This window comes from Arthrobacter sp. A2-55, assembly GCF_025548615.1.
In the GTDB taxonomy this organism is placed as follows: domain Bacteria; phylum Actinomycetota; class Actinomycetes; order Actinomycetales; family Micrococcaceae; genus Specibacter; species Specibacter silviterrae.
Genome location: NZ_JAJLOZ010000020.1, coordinates 14670 through 31137 on the forward strand (window position 1 = coordinate 14670; position 16468 = coordinate 31137).

Sequence of the window (16468 nt, forward strand, 5' to 3'; positions counted from 1 at the left end):
TCCCCAAACTCGCTGCTCCCCAGCGGCTCCCACCGCTCGCAAGCTCGCCGCGGGGCCCTCGCCGCCGTGGGCCCCCACTTGGGGCCCCTCGGGCGTTAGCGCCTAACGCCCTCCCCAAACTCGCTGCGCTCGTTCGGGGCCCCTCGGGCGTTAGGCTTAGTCCCGTGAAAACTTGGAAGTCCCGCCCTGTTCCTGAACTCCCCGGCACCATGCCGGCAATGTTCCTGCATGAAACCACCCAGAACCGTGTCACAGCGCTGCCTGACGCAGAGTCGGCCAGCCTCTATGTATGCGGCATCACCCCCTACGACGCCACCCACATGGGCCACGCGGCCACCTATGTGGCCTTTGACCTGCTGAACCGGGCCTGGCGCGACGCCGGGCGCACGGTGGCCTACGTCCAGAACGTAACGGACGTGGACGATCCCCTGCTGGAGCGCGCCATTCGCGACGGCGTCGACTGGCGTGAACTGGCGGCGCAGCAAACAGCTTTGTTCCAGGCAGACATGGAAGCGCTCAATGTCATTGCGCCCGACCACTACATTGGCGCCGTCGAGGCCATCGGGTGGATTGTGCCGCAGATCCAGTCATTGGTGGATGCGGGCCTGGCCTACAGCGTTCCCGGCACCGGCGGCGAGCCCGACGGCGACATCTACTTCTCCGTCGACGCTGCCTCGGCGGCACCCCACGGCGACAGCATCGACGGCCCGTGGTGGCTGGGCCAGGTCTCCGGACTCACGGCGGAAGAGATGCTTCCCGTCTTTGCAGAGCGCGGCGGAGACCCGGACCGCCCCGGCAAGCGCAACCCGCTCGACGCCCTGCTGTGGCGCGTGGCCCGCGACGGCGAGCCGCACTGGGACGGGGCAGCCCTGGGCCAAGGCCGCCCCGGATGGCACATTGAATGCACCGTCATCGCCCAGCGCTTCCTGCCGGAGCCCTTCACCGTACAGGGCGGCGGCTCAGACCTGATCTTCCCCCACCATGAAATGGGTGCCGGACACGCCTTCGCGCTCAGCCACGTCCAAATGGCCCAGCACTACGCACACACGGGCATGGTGGGCCTGGACGGGGAAAAGATGAGCAAGTCGCTCGGCAACCTGGTCCTGGTCTCCAAGCTCAGGGCCGACGGCGTGGAACCGGCGGCCATCCGCCTGGCCATCCTCGCCAACCACTACCGCTCCGACTGGAGCTGGACGGATTCGCTGCTCAGCAACGCCCAGCACCAGCTCTCGCTGTGGCGCAAGGCCGTGGGCCAGGCACCCGAAGGCAGCGCCACCGCGCTGCTGGCCGAGGTACGGGCCGCGCTGGCAGCCGACCTTGACGCACCCAGGGCGCTGGCCGCCGTCGACCATTGGGCACAGCAGGCCCTCTCAGCAGCTCCGGGGGCGCCGGAACCGTCGGGGCGTGACGAGGCGCTGGTTTCTGATGCAGTTGAGGCCCTCCTCGGCGTGGAGCTGTAGCCCCACTACGGCCGCGCAGCTGCCTAGGGCTGTTCGCGGCCGCGCCGGCGCAGGTACCGCTCAAATTCCTTGGCGATTGACTCGCCGGTGGCTTCGGGCAGGTCCTCGGTGTCCTTCGCCTCTTCCAGCTGGCGGACGTAGGCGGCAATTTCCGGGTCACCCGCCGCCAGCTCGTTGACACCGCGCTCCCACGCGAGGGCGTCGTCGGCCAGTTCTCCCGTGGGCAGGGAAACCTGCAGGAAATCCTCAATGCGGTTCAGCAGGGCCAACTCCGCCTTGGGGGATGGCGCCTGGGCCACGTAGTGGGGCACGGCCGCCCAGAGCGACACCGTGGGCAGCCCGGCCAGCAATGCCAGCTCGTTCAGCACTCCCACAATGCCGATGGGGCCTTCATACTCCGAGGCTTCCAGCTCCAAGCGCTCGCGCAGCTCGGCATCGTCGCAGGTGGCTGTGACGGGGATGGGCCGGGAGTGGGGCACGTCCGCCAGCAAGGCGCCCACCAGCAGGACGTAGTTGACATCAAGTGCGGCTGCACGGGCCAACAGTTCGGCCGTGTACGCCCGCCAGCGGTAGGAGGGCTCCACGCCGTGGACAAAGATGACATCAACGGCGGTGCCGGGAATGGTGGCCTTGGCGATCTTCGTCACAGGCCACTTGATCTTGCGGGCGCCTGTGGGAGTTTGGCGCACTTCGGGGCGGGTGAACTGGAAGTCGTAGTAATCGTCAGGCTCGATGACGGCCACCCGCTTGGCGCCCCAGAGCCGGTGCAGGTACTTCAGCGCATCGCTGGCCGCCTCCCCGGCGTCGTTCCAGCCCTCGAAGGCCGCCAGCAGCACCGTGACACGCTCGTCCCCGGCCGCCGGCTCCAGCAGGTGCCGGCTCTCGCTTGCTTTCCCATCGTTGTCACTGCTCACGGCTCAAGCCTACGTCGGGCCGCGAGGTGCGCCACAGCACCGCGGAAAATTCACCCGGACCGTGGCGCAAAAGTTACGTACAGGCTTCCCCCGTAGACTGGGGGCATGCATTCACCGTCTGCTTCCGCCCTGCAATCAAGCCCCCTTGCAGCCGCCAGCACGCTGCCCGAACTCAAAGCCGCCCTGTGGGACATGGACGGCACCCTTGTTGACACCGAACCGTATTGGATTGCGGCGGAAATCGAATTGGTGACCGCCCACGGGGGGTCCTGGAACCTTGAACAGTCCAGCAAGCTGGTGGGCAACGCCTTGGAAACGACGGCGAAAATCCTCCAGCGCGAAGGGGTGGACCTCCCCGTCCGCGCCATCGTGGACACGCTGTCCAACGCCGTCATCGACAAGATTCGCCACCAGCTGCCCTGGCGTCCCGGCGCCTTGGAACTGCTGGCCGAACTCCACTCGCGGGGTGTGCGTTGCGTGCTGGTCACCATGAGCGAGCTCAATCTTGCCGGCGAGGTGGCGCGGGCGCTGCCCGGGCCGTACCTGGAATTTCTCGTCACGGGTGACCAGGTGGCCAACGGCAAGCCGCACCCGGAACCGTACCTCGCCGCCGTCGAACGCCTCCGCCAGGCGGACCCGTCCCTGACCGGCGCCAACTGCGTGGCCTTTGAGGACTCCATCCCCGGCGTCACCTCCGCACTGGCCGCCAACCTGGCCACAATCGCCATCCCGCACGTAGTCCCCCTGCCCGAGGACGCACGCCGCACCACCTGGGACACGCTGGACGGCAAGACGTACGACGACGTTGCCCGGGCGCTCGCTGCCCGCAGCACCATGAACGGGGCCGCCCTGTGAGCGCCGCCCCCGGAACGCGGCCCCGCCGCGAAGGCCTGGTGCTTGGTTCCGTCCGCGGGACACCCATCATTCTCGCCAATTCCTGGTACCTGATTGCCGGGTTCACCGTGCTGGTCTTTGGCCCGCAACTCCAGAACGGCTATCCGGGCCTGGGTGCGGGAGCCTACCTGGTGGCCTTCGCGTACGCCGTCCTGTTGCTGTTCTCCGTGCTGGTCCATGAACTGGCGCATGCGCTGGCCGCCAAGATGTATGGTTGGCCCACGCACAAAATTGTGCTCAACCTCTGGGGCGGGCACACGGAATTTGATTTCAGCACGGCCACGCCCGGACGCGCGCTGGTGGTTGCCTTTGCCGGTCCCGTGGGCAACTTTGTGCTCGCTGCGGCCGCCTATCCGCTCATGCTGTCCCTGCAGATGCCCACCTCACGGGCCGGCGCCATTGCCTTGCTCCTGACAAACATCTTCCTGTGGGCCAACGTGCTCATTGGCGCGTTCAACGTACTTCCCGGGCTACCCCTGGACGGCGGGCGCCTGGTGGAGTCCATTGTCTGGAAGGCCACCGGCAACCAGGAAAAAGGCACTGTGGCGGCGGGCTGGGCCGGCCGGGTCATCGTGGTCCTCCTGGTGGTGGGTGCCCTGGGTCTGCCGTACCTTCAGGGGTCCCAGCCCGATCTCACCAACACGTTCATTGTTGTGCTGCTGGCGGGCTTCCTGTGGATGGGAGCTTCAGCCTCCATCAAGGGCGCCGCCATCCGCCTCAGGCTGCCTGCCATCACGGCCAGCCGGCTTGCCGCCCCGGCCGTGAGCGCCTCGATCGACTGCAGCGTGGCCCAGTTGTGGTCGTTGCGGGGACAGTATCCGGGCGTGCCCATCGTCCTGTGCTCCGCCGACGGCCGGCCCGCCGCCGTCGTGGATGAACACGCCCTGGCGAACGTGCCGCCCAACCTTGCCGGCCACACGCTGGCTCCTGCCGTGGCACGTTCCCTGACCTCCGGGGCCCATGTTCCCGAAACGGCGTCCGGGGCCGAACTGGTCCAATACCTTTCCCAATTGCCGGACAAGGACTACGCCGTGGTCAATGACCAGGGCAGGGTCACGGGCCTGCTCAGCCAGGCCAGGGTAGTCGCGGCCATCACCGGCAAATGACCGTGCAGTCCCCGTCCAGGCCGGTCCACAAACCTGACAGCACCTCCATCACTTTTCACGCACCTCTTCGCCCGTTAGGACACCACGCATGAGCCAGACCGAACCCACCAGCACCCTCCAGGAAGACGCCGGAACCACCCTGCCGCATGGTGCCGCCGCCCGCCGCGGCCCGTTCCGCGCCGGCGAAAGGGTCCAGCTGACGGACGAGCGCGGCCGCATGAACACCATCACGCTCACTCCCGGCACGGCGTACCACACACACAAGGGATTCCTCAACCACGACTCCCTCATCGGCCAGGCCGAGGGTTCCATGGTGGAAAACAACGTGGGCCAGCTCTACCAGGCGCTGCGACCGCTTTTGTCGGACTTTGTGCTGTCCATGCCGCGCGGGGCCGCAGTGGTTTATCCGAAGGACGCCGGCCAGATCATCACCATGGCGGACATTTACCCCGGTGCGCGCGTGGTCGAGGCCGGAGTCGGCTCCGGCGCGCTTTCCATCTCCCTGCTGCGCGCGGTGGGCGACTCGGGCTACCTGCACTCCTTTGAACGCCGGGAGGAATTCGCCGACATCGCGCGCGGCAATGTGGAGACCATCTTTGGCGGACCGCACCCGGCATGGCGGATTTCGCTGGGTTCCTTCCAGGATGAAGTGGTGGCCCAGGAAGCTCCGGGCAGCGTGGACCGCGTGGTCCTGGACATGCTTGCCCCTTGGGAATGCCTGGACGCCGTGGCCACCGTGTTGGCCCCCGGGGGAGTGTGGATCAACTATGTTGCCACCGTCACCCAGCTCTCCCGCACGGCGGAAGCCATTCGCGCCGACGGCCGCTTCACTGAACCGGATGCCTGGGAGTCCATGGTGCGGGGCTGGCACCTGGAGGGGCTGGCCGTCCGCCCGGACCACCGGATGGTGGCCCACACCGGCTTCCTGATGGTCACCCGGCGCCTGGCCGACGGCGTAACAGGGCTTAACCTGAAAAAGAAGGCCAAGGCTGAATTCACCGAGGAAGACCTCAGCGCCTGGACACCCGAGGCCGTGGGGGAGCGCGCTGTTTCGGACCGCAAGCTGCGCCGGGCAGCCCGCGATGCTGCGTCCACAGTACAAACCAGGGGCACCAAGAGCAAGATCACCGACGCCGAAACCGGCGGTGGCGCCCCGGGGCACTAAGGTCGATAGTAGGAGCAGCTGGCCACGAAACGGCCAACTGCACAGGGCGGTGGTGCACCCGTCCCTCGATGCACCACCCGTTCCTTGCGGAAGGACACAACATCATGGGCGATGCGATCAACAACCTGCCGGATGCCGGGGCCTCAGGCCCCTCCGAAGGCCGCGGCACTGCGGCACACCCCACCGGTGCTGAGCCGGTGCCGCCGGCGGCGCCGCAGTACTCGGCGCCCTACGCGGCCGGGCCCGGCCAGCTTGCCGTGCTGGAGCGCCAGCTCAACGTGCTCCGGGACAAGGCCCGCAACCTGGACCGGCAGCTGTCCTCGGCCACCCAAAACAACTCCCGGCTGACCACCATGCTGGAAACGGCCAAGACGGAAATCCTCAAACTCCGCGCCGCGCTCGAGAATGACGGCCAGCCGCCGTACGGATTCGGCACCGTCCTGGCGCTCAACCCCCGCAAGCCCTCAACGCCTGCCGCCAGGTCTGGCGCAGCGGGTGGCGCCGCCGTGACGGAGGAAAGCGTTGACGTCTACGCGTCGGGGCGGAAGATGCGCGTGGGCCTGAGCCCGCTGCTGCGGATCGGGGAACTCGGGGTGGGGCAGGAAGTGCTGCTCAACGAAGCCTTCATCATCATTGCCGGCCTGGGATATGAGCGGGTTGGCGAACTCGTCACCGTCAAGGAGCTTATGGGCAGCGACCGTGTCCTGGTGGTGGGCCGCGCCGACGAGGAACGCGTGGTGAGGCTCTCCGGCGCCCTGATGGCCGGAAAGCTGCGCGTGGGCGATGCCCTGACCATTGACGGGAAAACTGGCTATGCCCTGGAGAAGGTTCCGCGCTCCGAAGTGGAGAACCTGATCCTGGAGGAAGTGCCGGACATTTCCTATTCGGACATCGGCGGGCTGGCGTCTCAGATCGAACAGATCCGCGACGCCGTCGAACTTCCCTTCCTGCACCCGGACCTCTACCGCGAGCACGGGCTCAAGGCGCCCAAGGGGATCCTGCTGTACGGCCCTCCGGGCTGCGGCAAGACACTTATTGCCAAGGCGGTGGCCAACTCGCTGGCCAAGCGGGCCCGGGAGCGCTCCGGCGTCAAGGACCAAAAGAGCTACTTCCTGAACATCAAGGGCCCGGAACTGCTCGACAAATACGTCGGGGAGACCGAGCGCCAGATCCGGCTGATCTTCAGCCGCGCCCGCGAAAAGGCCTCCGACGGCAGCGCCGTGGTGGTCTTCTTCGACGAAATGGACTCGCTGTTCCGCACCCGCGGCACGGGCGTGTCCTCCGATGTCGAAACCACCATCGTGCCCCAGCTGCTCAGCGAGATCGACGGCGTGGAGCGGCTGGACAACGTCATTGTCATTGGCGCCTCCAACCGGGAGGACATGATTGACCCGGCCATCCTGCGCCCCGGCCGGCTGGATGTGAAGGTCAAGATCAACCGGCCCGACGCCGAGGCCGCTGCAGACATCTTCGCCAAGTACGTCACCACCGAGCTGCCCTTCCACCACTTTGACGTGCAGGCCAACAACGGCAGCCTGGCGGAAACGGTGGCGGCCATGATCCAGCGCACCGTGGAGGCCATGTACGCCACGGACAAGTCCAATGAATTCCTGGAGGTCACCTACGCCAACGGCGACACCGAAATGCTCTACTTCAAGGACTTCAACTCCGGCGCCGTCATTCAAAACGTGGTGGACCGGGCCAAGAAGTATGCCATCAAGGACCTGCTGCTCAGCGGTGAGAAGGGCATCCGCATTGAGCACATGCTCCGGGCCGTGGTGGATGAATTCCGCGAACACGAGGACATGCCGAACACCACCAACCCGGACGACTGGGCAAGGATTTCGGGCAAGAAGGGCGAAAGGATCACCTACATCCGCACCATTGTCCAAAGCAAGGAAGGCCAGCTGCCGGGTCGGACCCTGGAGACGGTCAGGAACACGGGACAGTACCTGTGAGCGCTGTCCGCGTCATGGGGGCGGAGACCGAGTATGGGATCCACACTCCCGGCAACAGTTCCTTCAACGCCACCTGGCTGTCCACCCAGGTGGTCCATGCCTACTCCAAGGAGACGGGGCACCGGGCAGCGGCCGGCGGGGAAACGCGGTGGGACTACACGGATGAGGACCCCCTGGCCGACGCCCGCGGCTGGGTCCTGCCCAGGCAGGAGGCGGACCCCTCCCAGCTCACTGATTCCGAACCAGAGCTGACGGCCGCCCAGATTGCCCTGGAAGGCGGTGTTGCCCTGGACCACAGCGGGCCACTGATGATGAACATGGTGCTGGGGAACGGCGCGCGCCTCTATGTGGACCACGCCCATCCCGAATATTCCTCCCCGGAAGTGACCAACCCGCTCGACGCCGTCCGCTGGGACGCTGCCGGGGACGTGGTGGCGCTGGCCGCCATCCGCCGCATTGCCGCGACGCAGGGACTGCCGCCCATCAACCTGTACAAGAACAACACGGACAACAAGTCAGTTTCCTACGGCAGCCACGAAAACTACCTGGTGCCCAGGCACGTCCCGTTCAACAGCATCGTCACGGGGCTCACGCCGTTCTTCGTGACCCGCCAGCTCATGTGCGGTGCGGGCAGGGTGGGGCTGGGCCAGGACGGCTCCGGCCACGGCTTCCAGCTCAGCCAGCGTGCGGACTTCTTTGAGGCGGAAGTCGGCCTGGAAACCACCATCCGCCGCCCCATTATCAACACCCGGGATGAGCCGCACTCCGTGGTGGACAAGTACCGGCGGCTGCACGTCATCATTGGCGATGCGAACCTCAGCCAGGTGTCCAACTACCTCAAGTTCGGCACCACGGCCATAGTGCTGGACATGATTGAGCAGGGCACCGCCCCCGTGCTCGCATTTGCCGACCCCGTGGCAACGCTCAAGGACGTCAGCCATGACTGGCAGCTCCGGGCCAAGCACCTGCTCCGTGACGGGCAGAGGGTCACGGCCCTTGAGGTCCAGCGGCTCTACCTTGAGGCCGCCAAGGAACACTGTGCAGCAAACGGCTCCTCACATCCGGACACGGGGGACGGGCACACGGCCGCCGTCCTGGCCAGGTGGGAGGACGTCCTCACGGCCCTGGCCGCCGATCCCATGACGCTGGCGAACCAGCTGGACTGGGTGGCCAAACTGAGCCTGCTGCAGCAGTACCGGGCCCGCGACAACATGGCCTGGAATGATCCACGCCTGGCCCTGATCGACCTGCAGTGGGCCGACATCCGCCCGGAAAAGGGACTGTACTACAAGCTGCTGCAACTGGGCCGCATGGAACGGCTGGTCACTGACCAGTCCATTGCCCACGCCGCGGAACAGCCGCCCGTGGACACACGCGCCTATTTCCGCGGGCAGTGCATCCAGCGATACGGCGAAAGCGTAGTGGGCGCCAGCTGGGACTCCGTCATCTTCGAGCTGCCCCACCAGCGCCGGCTGCAGCGTGTGCCCACCAAGGAGCCGCTGCGCGGCACGCGTGAACTTACGGGGGAGCTGTTTGAGACCAGCCCGGACGCCGAAACGTTCCTGGGCAGGCTGCTCGCCGGCGCTCCCTGAACCGTCCCCCGGACACACTTGGGGAGCATGGGCCAAACAGTGCGCAGCCGTGGCAGGATGGAAGTGAAGGATCCATCCTGAAAGGACACATCATGGCTTCGCAGGAACAAAAGAACGTTTCCTCCCGGACTGAGGAGGAACAAGTCGACGAGGCCCCGCTGCCCACACCGGCCCCGGACTCCGGAGCCGCCCAGGCTGCCACCTCGGGCGTGGATGACCTGCTGGATGAAATTGACGGCGTGCTTGAATCAAACGCCGAGGAATTTGTCCGCGGATTCGTCCAAAAAGGCGGCCAGTAGCCCACCATGGATGCCCACCAAAGGAACGTCATCCCGTCGCTGGAAACCGCAGGCTCGTCGTCGTCGTTCCTTGATTTTGTCACGCAAAACAACCCGGGCCTGCTGCCCTTTGGCCGCCCCCTGCCAGCCGGCCAGCTGCCCCCCGTGCCCCACGGCACCACCATCGTGGCGCTAACCTTCGCCGGCGGCGTGGTGATGGCGGGGGACCGGCGCGCCACCATGGGCACCATGATCGCCAACCGCCACATTGAGAAAGTGTTCCCGGCCGACAGGTACTCGGTGCTGGGCATCGCGGGAACGGCCGGAATTGCCATCGACATTGTCAGGCTCTTCCAGGTGGAACTGGAGCACTACGAAAAGATTGAGGGCACGCTCCTCAGCCTGGAGGGCAAGGCCAACCGCCTCGGCGCCATGATCCGGGCCAACCTGCCCATGGCCCTCCAGGGCCTCTCCGTGGTGCCGCTTTTCGCCGGGGTGGAAACAGCCAGCAGGGAAGGCAGGCTGTTTTCCTACGACGTCACCGGCGGCAGGTACATCGAGCTGGAACACCACAGTGTGGGATCCGGTTCCGTGTTTGCCCGCGGCGCCTTGAAAAAGTTGTGGCGCCCGGACATGGACGCCGCCACCGCCGTGGCCGTTGCGGTGGAGTCCCTGGTGGATGCCGCCGATGACGATTCCGCCACGGGCGGGCCGGACCTGGTCCGCAAGCTCTGGCCGGTGGTCTATGTGGTGACGGACGACGGCGCCACCCGGGTTTCCGAGGAGGCGCTGGCTGCCGCGGTGCAACAGATTGTTGACCGGCGCATGGTTGAAGGAAGGGAGGCCTGAGATGTCCCAGCAATTTTATGTGTCCCCCGAACAGGTCATGAAGGACCGCGCCGATTTTGCCCGCAAGGGCATCGCGCGCGGGCGTTCGGTGGTGGTGCTCGGCTATGGGGGCGGCGTTGCCCTGGTGGCCGAAAACCCTTCACCGACGCTGCACAAAATCGGGGAGATCTACGACCGGATCGGCTTTGCCGCGGTGGGCAAGTACAACGAATTTGAGAGCCTCCGCCAGGCCGGCGTGCGCTATGCCGATGTGCGCGGCTACTCCTACGACAGGTCGGACGTGAGCGCACGCGGCCTGGCCAGCGTGTACGCCCAAAGCCTGGGCACCGTGTTCACTGCCGAACAAAAACCGTTTGAAGTGGAGCTGGCAGTGGCGGAAGTGGGCGCCACCCAGGCCGAGGACCACATCTTCCGGCTCACCTTTGACGGTTCCATCGCCGACGAGTCCGGCTACCTGGCAATGGGCGGGAAGGCGGAGATCGTCCAGCAAAAGCTCGCCGACACCTGGGAGCCGGGGGCAACCCTCGCCCAGGTCCTCAAGTGGGCCGTTGACGCACTCCAGGCCCCGCACCAGGACGGCTCGGACAGCAGCAACGGGGCCGAATCCCTGGGGGCCGCCAATCTCGAAATGGCTGTCCTGGAACGCAATGTTGTCGAGGTCAGGGGCACCCACCGCGCCTTCCGCCGGCTGGGTCCGGACGCCGTGCAGCAGATGCTCGCATCCGGGGGAGGGGACTAGCCATGGACAGGCGCATCTTCGGCATAGAAACGGAATTCGGCATTGCCTATTCGGCTCCGGGGCAGCGGCCCCTGACGCCCGAGGAAGTGGCCCGCTACCTGTTCCGCAAGGTGGTGAGCTGGGGCCGGTCCTCCAATGTGTTCCTGCCCAACGGCTCCCGCCTGTACCTGGATGTAGGCTCCCACCCCGAATATGCCACAGCCGAATGTGACAGTGTGGAACAGCTCATTGCGCATGACCGTGCCGGGGAGCTGATTCTCCATGACCTGGTCACGGAGGCGCAGTCCCGGCTTGCCCTTGAGGGCCACTCCGGGAAAATCTTCCTCTTCAAGAACAATGTCGACTCCGCCGGCAATTCCTACGGCAGCCACGAAAATTACCTCATCACCCGGCGGGGCGAGTTCAACCGGCTGGCCGACATCCTCATTCCCTTCCTGGTGACCCGCCAGCTCATTGCCGGTGCGGGCAAGGTGCTGGGCCCCCAGCAGGGCGGCCATTTCGCCTTTTCCCAGCGGGCCGACCACATTTGGGAAGGTGTCTCTTCGGCAACCACCCGCTCCCGGCCCATCATCAACACCCGCGATGAACCGCACGCCGACGCCGAACTGTACCGGCGCTTGCACGTGATCGTCGGGGACTCCACCATGTCCGAGACCACCACCATGCTCAAGGTTGGCACGGTGGACCTGATCCTGCGCATGGTGGAGGCCGGGACCATCATGACGGACATGCGCATGGAAAACCCCATCCGCAGCATCCGGGAAATCTCCCACGACCTGACGGGCAAGCACGCTGTGAAGATGGCTGACGGGCGCACCATGACGGCCATCGACATCCAGCGCCACTATCTGGGAAGGGTGGGCGCCTTTGTCCGCTCCCACGGCGCCCACAACGCCCTGGTGCCGCGCATCCTTGACCTGTGGGAGAGGACCCTGGACGCCATCGAGACGCAAAACTATTCGGGCATCGACACCGAAATCGACTGGGCCATCAAGCGCAAGCTGCTTCAGGCCTATGCAACCCGGCACGACGTGGACCTTGGCTCGGCCAGCGTGGCCCAGCTGGATTTGCGCTACCACGACATTTCCCCCGAACGCGGCCTGTTCAACGTCCTGGAACGCCGCGGCGCTGCCGCCCGGGTCACCACCGACGCAGCCATCGAGGACGCCAGGGAGACGCCGCCCGCCACCACGCGGGCCAGCCTGCGCGGGCGCTTTGTGTCCGCGGCCCGGGAATCCGGCCGCGACTACACGGTCGACTGGGTGCACCTGAAACTCAATGACCGTTCGCACCAGACCATCCTGTGCAAGGACCCGTTCAAGAACAGCGACGAACGCGTGGACGCCCTGATCGACTCACTGCGCCCTGACGCCTAGCAGCGGACAGGCAACATCCAGACTTGGCGGCTAAGCTGGACGCGCCCGCAATTGCAGCAACGAGCGGGCAGCAACGCAAAAACTTCACCCGTCCTGCCATCGAAAGTGTCTCTGTGCGTCGAATTCTTGCACTCCTCCTGCCCTTGCTCCTGCTCGTGACAGCGTGTTCATCCGGAAACTCCTCCTCGCCGTCCTCGGCGTCAGCAACCGGCAGCCCCGTTGCCGTGCCGGCGTCGAACGCGGCAGCCCTGGCCTCCGTCAAGGTGGTGGACCAAGGCAAGCTCAAGGCACCGAAGGTCACCTTCACCATGCCGCTGGCCGTCAGCGCCGAATCCATGAAGGTGGTCCAGGACGGCACGGGTGCCAAGGTCGCCGACGGCCAGGTCATGGAGTTCCACGAGATCGCCCTTGACACCAAGACCGGCAAGACCCTCGGGGAGAACTTCAGCAAGGCTGCCGGCAGCAGCCTCACACTGTCCCCGACCTTCAAGGCGCAGTACCCGCTGGTTTACACCACCTTTGCCAGCGTCAAGGTCGGTGCCTTCATTGCCTATGCAACCCCCGCCACGCCGGCCGTCCCTGCCACGGCGTCCGCACCCGCCCAGGCTGCACAGCCGGCCTCGCTGAGCGTCTTCCAGGTCACTGCCACGAAGGACCCCGCCAAGCTCATGAGCGCCGCGGATGTCGCCGCCCTGGCCAAGGCCGGCGGCCTGCCCACGGCAAAGTTTGACGCCAAGGGCATCCCGAGCATCACCATTCCGAAGAAGTCCGCCCCGGAAAACCTGGCCGTCCAGGTCCTGACCGAGGGCACGGGCGAGGTCATCAAGGCCACCGACTCCATCTCCGCCAGCTACACCGGCTGGGCCTGGTCCGACAGCAAGAAGTTTGACTCCAGCTTTGACAAGGGCGCCCCCGTCACGTTCAGCCTGGCGCAGGTCATCCCCGGCTGGACCATGGGCCTGGCAGGCCAGAAGGTGGGCTCCACCGTCATGCTGAGCATCCCCTCCACCCTGGCCTACGGCGACAACCCCTCCCAGGGCCAGCCCGCCGGAGCCCTGGTGTTTGTTGTTAAGATTGACGCGAAGAAGTAATCACCCCCAACTACGCAAGGAGCACCATGTCCTTTGGTACCCGCGACTACGACCGCACCAAGCCTGAAATAGACTTCCCGGACCACGCCGTCCCCACTGAACTGGTGATTGAGGACCTCATTGAGGGCACCGGCACCGAAGTGGTTCCCGGCAGCACCGTCTCCACCCACTACGTCGGCGTGGCCTTCTCCACCGGCGAGGAATTCGACTCCTCGTGGGGCCGCGGCACGCCGCTGGACTTCCGCGCAGGCGTTGGCCAGGTCATCCAGGGCTGGGACCAGGGCCTGATTGGCATGAAGGTGGGCGGGCGCCGCCGCCTCGAAATCCCCTCCGAGCTGGCGTACGGCTCCCGCGGGGCCGGCGGGGCCATTGGCCCGAATGAGGCCCTGATCTTCGTTGTGGACCTGGTGGCTGTCCGCTAGCTTCCACCCAGCAGCTTTGCTGCCGGGCACCGCGCCGGCCCCCAAGTTCCGCTTGGGGGCCGGCCTTTTGCGTCCTGCCGACACTGCGCCCAGTAGGCTGGTGCTGTGTCAAGCAAAATCTCAGCGACGGAACGCATGCTCAACCTGGTCATTGCCCTGCTGGGCACCAGCCGCGGGCGCAGCCGGCACTTCATCCGGGAGAATGTCAACGGCTATGCACGCACCGCCGCCACGGCTGCGCTGGAGGCAACGGCCGGGCCGGCCTTCGAGCGCATGTTTGAACGCGACAAGGACACCCTGCGCGAGGTGGGCATTCCCATCACCACCACCACCAGTTTTGACGAGGAGGACCAGGAACAGGTCCTGTACCGGATCAAGCCGGCGGACTACCGAGTTCCCGAGGTCAGGCTGAGCGAAGATGCCATGACAATGCTGGCCGTCGCCGCCAACTTGTGGTCCGAAGCGGCGTTTAGCGCCGCCGCGCAGTCCGCCCTGCGCAAGGTCGCCACCCGGGCGGGCCTGGGCTGGTACGACGACGAAGCCACCGTCCAGTCCAGGGTGCGCACCCTTGAGCCGGCATTCGAACCACTCTGGACAGCCCTGCGTGAAAGCTCGGAGGTCACCTTTGACTACCGCCCGGCCGGTGCGGCGACAACCACTTCACGTGCTGTCCAGCCGTGGGGATTGGGCAGCAAGTACGGCGAGTGGTACCTCTCCGGTTTCGACACGGCCCGGGGTGCTCAGCGCAATTTCCGTCTTTCCCGAATCACCTCGTCCGTGGTTCCGGGGCCCGCCGGCTCCTTTGAACGTCCGGAGGGCTTCTCCATCGCCTCCGTGCTGGACGCCCTCGGCTCAGGCACGGTGCACACCGCACGCATCAGCGTGCCCGCAGGGACCGTCCACGAGCTGCGGACCAGGGAGGGTGCCACAGTCGAAACCGACGGCGCCGTCCCCGGTAGGGACATATTGACCGTCGCCTACCGCGAGCCCGAACTCATGGCAGCTGACCTCGCCTCGCTTGGAGCGGGAGCCGCTGTCATTGAGCCGGGCACACTCCGCCAGGCCGTGGCCGGAAGCCTGCAGGCCGCCCTGGCAGCCGCCGAAGAGCCAACGCCGCTGCCGGCCGGCACAATTGCCGCGGGGACCTCCGGCGCCCTTCCGCCCCTTGGCCCGGCACTGCCGCGCACCCCCGCCAAGCGGAACACGACACGCGACAGGCTGGTCAGGCTGCTGTCCATGGTGCCGTTCATGGTGGCCAACCCAGGCATTCCCGAGGAGGAACTCTGCTCCGAATTCGGCATTTCCGGACGGGAGCTGGAGGCTGACCTGGGCACCCTCATGGTCAGCGGCCTGCCCGGCTATCTTCATGGTGACCTGATGGATGTCACGACGGAACACGGGCAGGTATTCATCCGTGACGCCGAAACGCTCGCCAGCCCGCTGCGCCTGACCCAGGAAGAGGCATGCGCCCTGCTGGTGGGGCTGGACGCGCTCAAGGCAGTGCCGGGCACCGACAAGGCCGATGCCCTGCAAGAGGCCATCACCCAAGTCAAGAGGGTGGCGGGGCCGGATGCCTGGCTGGCCGACGCCGTCGCACTTCAGCTGCTTACCGGCACCCAGGCGGAGACGATTTCCGTGCTTCAGGGACTCATCCGGGACGGGCAGGCGTGCCATGCCGGCTACCTGGTGCGCAGCCGCGACGAGCTCACGCAGCGCACCATCGAACCGCGGCGCATCTACTCCATCGACTCCACCTGGTACGTGCGCGCCTGGTGCCGGACTGCCGGCGCCCTGCGCAGCTTCAGGGTGGATTTGCTCAGCAATCTCACCCCTGCCGGCCCGCAGCTCAATCCCGCCCCGGACACCGCTGTGGATGGGGGAAGCGACGGTGCCCCCTACACACCGGGCGACCACGACCATGAAGTACTGCTGCTTGCCGAGAGTTCCACTGCCGGGCGGCTTGCCCCGGCCTACAACGCCACCCTGCACCGCCTCGTCGGGGCAGCCGGCGGGGAGATGGCCGTTCGCATGCTGGTGGGGGAGCCCGCGACCATTCCGCCGCTGCTGGCCCGCCTGGCAGGGCATGCCAGGGTGGTGCACCCGCCGGAATTGCGCGAAAGCGCCAGGGCATGGCTTGCGGCAGCTGCCGCCAGCTATGCCGGGGAAGGCAGTGCGCATCACGCTGTGGGCGAAAGCTCACCGGCAACACCCGGACTGGACGGATAGAATCGGCCCATGCCTTGGTGGTTTTGGATAGTCCTGTGGATTGCGCTGACGGCGCTGTCGCTCCTTTTTGTCGCCGCGCTGGGGTTCAAGGTGTGGCGTGATGCCACCAAAACCATGCATGCGGCCACTGCCATGGGCGACGCCCTCAACGCGCACTGGGACGATCGCAGCCGGAAGCTGAAGGCAGTGCACGTCACAGAGCCGCGAACCACCGTTCCGGGCGCGGCGGTTTTTGCAACGCCTGAACAAATGAAGGATGATTACCTAGCCGCCAAGGAAGAACGGCAACTTGCCCGGCTCCAACGGCGCGTCGCCCGCAGGAAAGAACGCGGACAGCTCCAATCCTTGCGCGACATCAAAGCTTTGGAAGACGTAGGATGAACCAAAAGGAAAGGCGT

At 66.2% G+C, this 16468-nt stretch carries 15 protein-coding genes; 14 read left to right on the plus strand and 1 reads right to left on the minus strand.

Annotated elements, in window-relative coordinates; genetic code table 11:
* Positions 1 to 164 precede the first annotated feature (164 nt).
* Positions 165 to 1460: a cysteine--1-D-myo-inosityl 2-amino-2-deoxy-alpha-D-glucopyranoside ligase gene (gene mshC / locus LPN03_RS07515; protein WP_262453787.1), complete on the plus strand. Its 1296-nt coding sequence runs from the start codon at positions 165 to 167 to the stop codon at positions 1458 to 1460.
* Between the two features lie 23 nt (positions 1461 to 1483).
* On the opposite strand, the gene LPN03_RS07520 is transcribed toward mshC, so the two are convergent.
* A complete protein-coding gene (locus LPN03_RS07520; protein WP_165180743.1) occupies positions 1484 to 2374 on the minus strand; it encodes a PAC2 family protein in 891 nt (296 codons plus the stop codon).
* 105 nt (positions 2375 to 2479) lie between these two features.
* On the opposite strand from LPN03_RS07520, the gene LPN03_RS07525 reads away from it, so the two are divergent.
* From LPN03_RS07525 to LPN03_RS07585, 13 genes are all read left to right on the plus strand, one after another.
* The gene (locus tag LPN03_RS07525; RefSeq protein WP_165180744.1) at positions 2480 to 3229 is read left to right on the plus strand and encodes an HAD family hydrolase; all 750 of its coding nucleotides are present in this window, start codon (positions 2480 to 2482) and stop codon (positions 3227 to 3229) included.
* A complete protein-coding gene (locus LPN03_RS07530) occupies positions 3226 to 4374 on the plus strand; it encodes a site-2 protease family protein (RefSeq protein WP_165180745.1) in 1149 nt (382 codons plus the stop codon). The genes LPN03_RS07525 and LPN03_RS07530 overlap by 4 nt, the downstream gene beginning before the upstream one ends.
* A gap of 88 nt (positions 4375 to 4462) precedes the next feature.
* Entirely contained in the window at positions 4463 to 5539 is a 1077-nt protein-coding gene (locus tag LPN03_RS07535; RefSeq protein ID WP_165180746.1) for a tRNA (adenine-N1)-methyltransferase, read from the plus strand.
* A gap of 104 nt (positions 5540 to 5643) precedes the next feature.
* Positions 5644 to 7497 carry a proteasome ATPase gene (arc, locus tag LPN03_RS07540; protein WP_165180747.1) on the plus strand — a complete coding sequence of 618 codons (1854 nt, stop codon included), beginning with the start codon at positions 5644 to 5646 and terminating at the stop codon, positions 7495 to 7497.
* A gap of 14 nt (positions 7498 to 7511) precedes the next feature.
* Positions 7512 to 9089, plus strand: coding sequence for a depupylase/deamidase Dop (gene dop / locus LPN03_RS07545; protein WP_165180793.1), 1578 nt, complete (start codon positions 7512 to 7514; stop codon positions 9087 to 9089).
* Positions 9090 to 9181: 92 nt separating this feature from the next.
* On the plus strand, positions 9182 to 9388 hold the full coding sequence (locus tag LPN03_RS07550; protein WP_165180748.1) for a ubiquitin-like protein Pup: 207 nt from the start codon (positions 9182 to 9184) through the stop codon (positions 9386 to 9388).
* Positions 9389 to 9394: 6 nt separating this feature from the next.
* Positions 9395 to 10216, plus strand: coding sequence for a proteasome subunit beta (gene prcB / locus LPN03_RS07555; RefSeq protein WP_165180749.1), 822 nt, complete (start codon positions 9395 to 9397; stop codon positions 10214 to 10216).
* Between the two features lies 1 nt (position 10217).
* Positions 10218 to 10955: a proteasome subunit alpha gene (gene prcA / locus LPN03_RS07560; protein ID WP_165180750.1), complete on the plus strand. Its 738-nt coding sequence runs from the start codon at positions 10218 to 10220 to the stop codon at positions 10953 to 10955.
* 2 nt (positions 10956 to 10957) lie between these two features.
* Complete coding sequence (pafA, locus tag LPN03_RS07565; protein ID WP_165180751.1) at positions 10958 to 12331, plus strand: Pup--protein ligase; 1374 nt, start codon at positions 10958 to 10960, stop codon at positions 12329 to 12331.
* 113 nt (positions 12332 to 12444) lie between these two features.
* Positions 12445 to 13422 carry an FKBP-type peptidyl-prolyl cis-trans isomerase gene (locus LPN03_RS07570; protein ID WP_165180752.1) on the plus strand — a complete coding sequence of 326 codons (978 nt, stop codon included), beginning with the start codon at positions 12445 to 12447 and terminating at the stop codon, positions 13420 to 13422.
* A gap of 26 nt (positions 13423 to 13448) precedes the next feature.
* The gene (locus tag LPN03_RS07575) at positions 13449 to 13844 is read left to right on the plus strand and encodes an FKBP-type peptidyl-prolyl cis-trans isomerase (protein ID WP_165180753.1); all 396 of its coding nucleotides are present in this window, start codon (positions 13449 to 13451) and stop codon (positions 13842 to 13844) included.
* Between the two features lie 105 nt (positions 13845 to 13949).
* Positions 13950 to 16070, plus strand: coding sequence for a helix-turn-helix transcriptional regulator (locus LPN03_RS07580; protein WP_165180754.1), 2121 nt, complete (start codon positions 13950 to 13952; stop codon positions 16068 to 16070).
* 9 nt (positions 16071 to 16079) lie between these two features.
* Positions 16080 to 16451 carry a hypothetical protein gene (locus LPN03_RS07585; RefSeq protein ID WP_165180755.1) on the plus strand — a complete coding sequence of 124 codons (372 nt, stop codon included), beginning with the start codon at positions 16080 to 16082 and terminating at the stop codon, positions 16449 to 16451.
* Positions 16452 to 16468 lie beyond the last annotated feature (17 nt).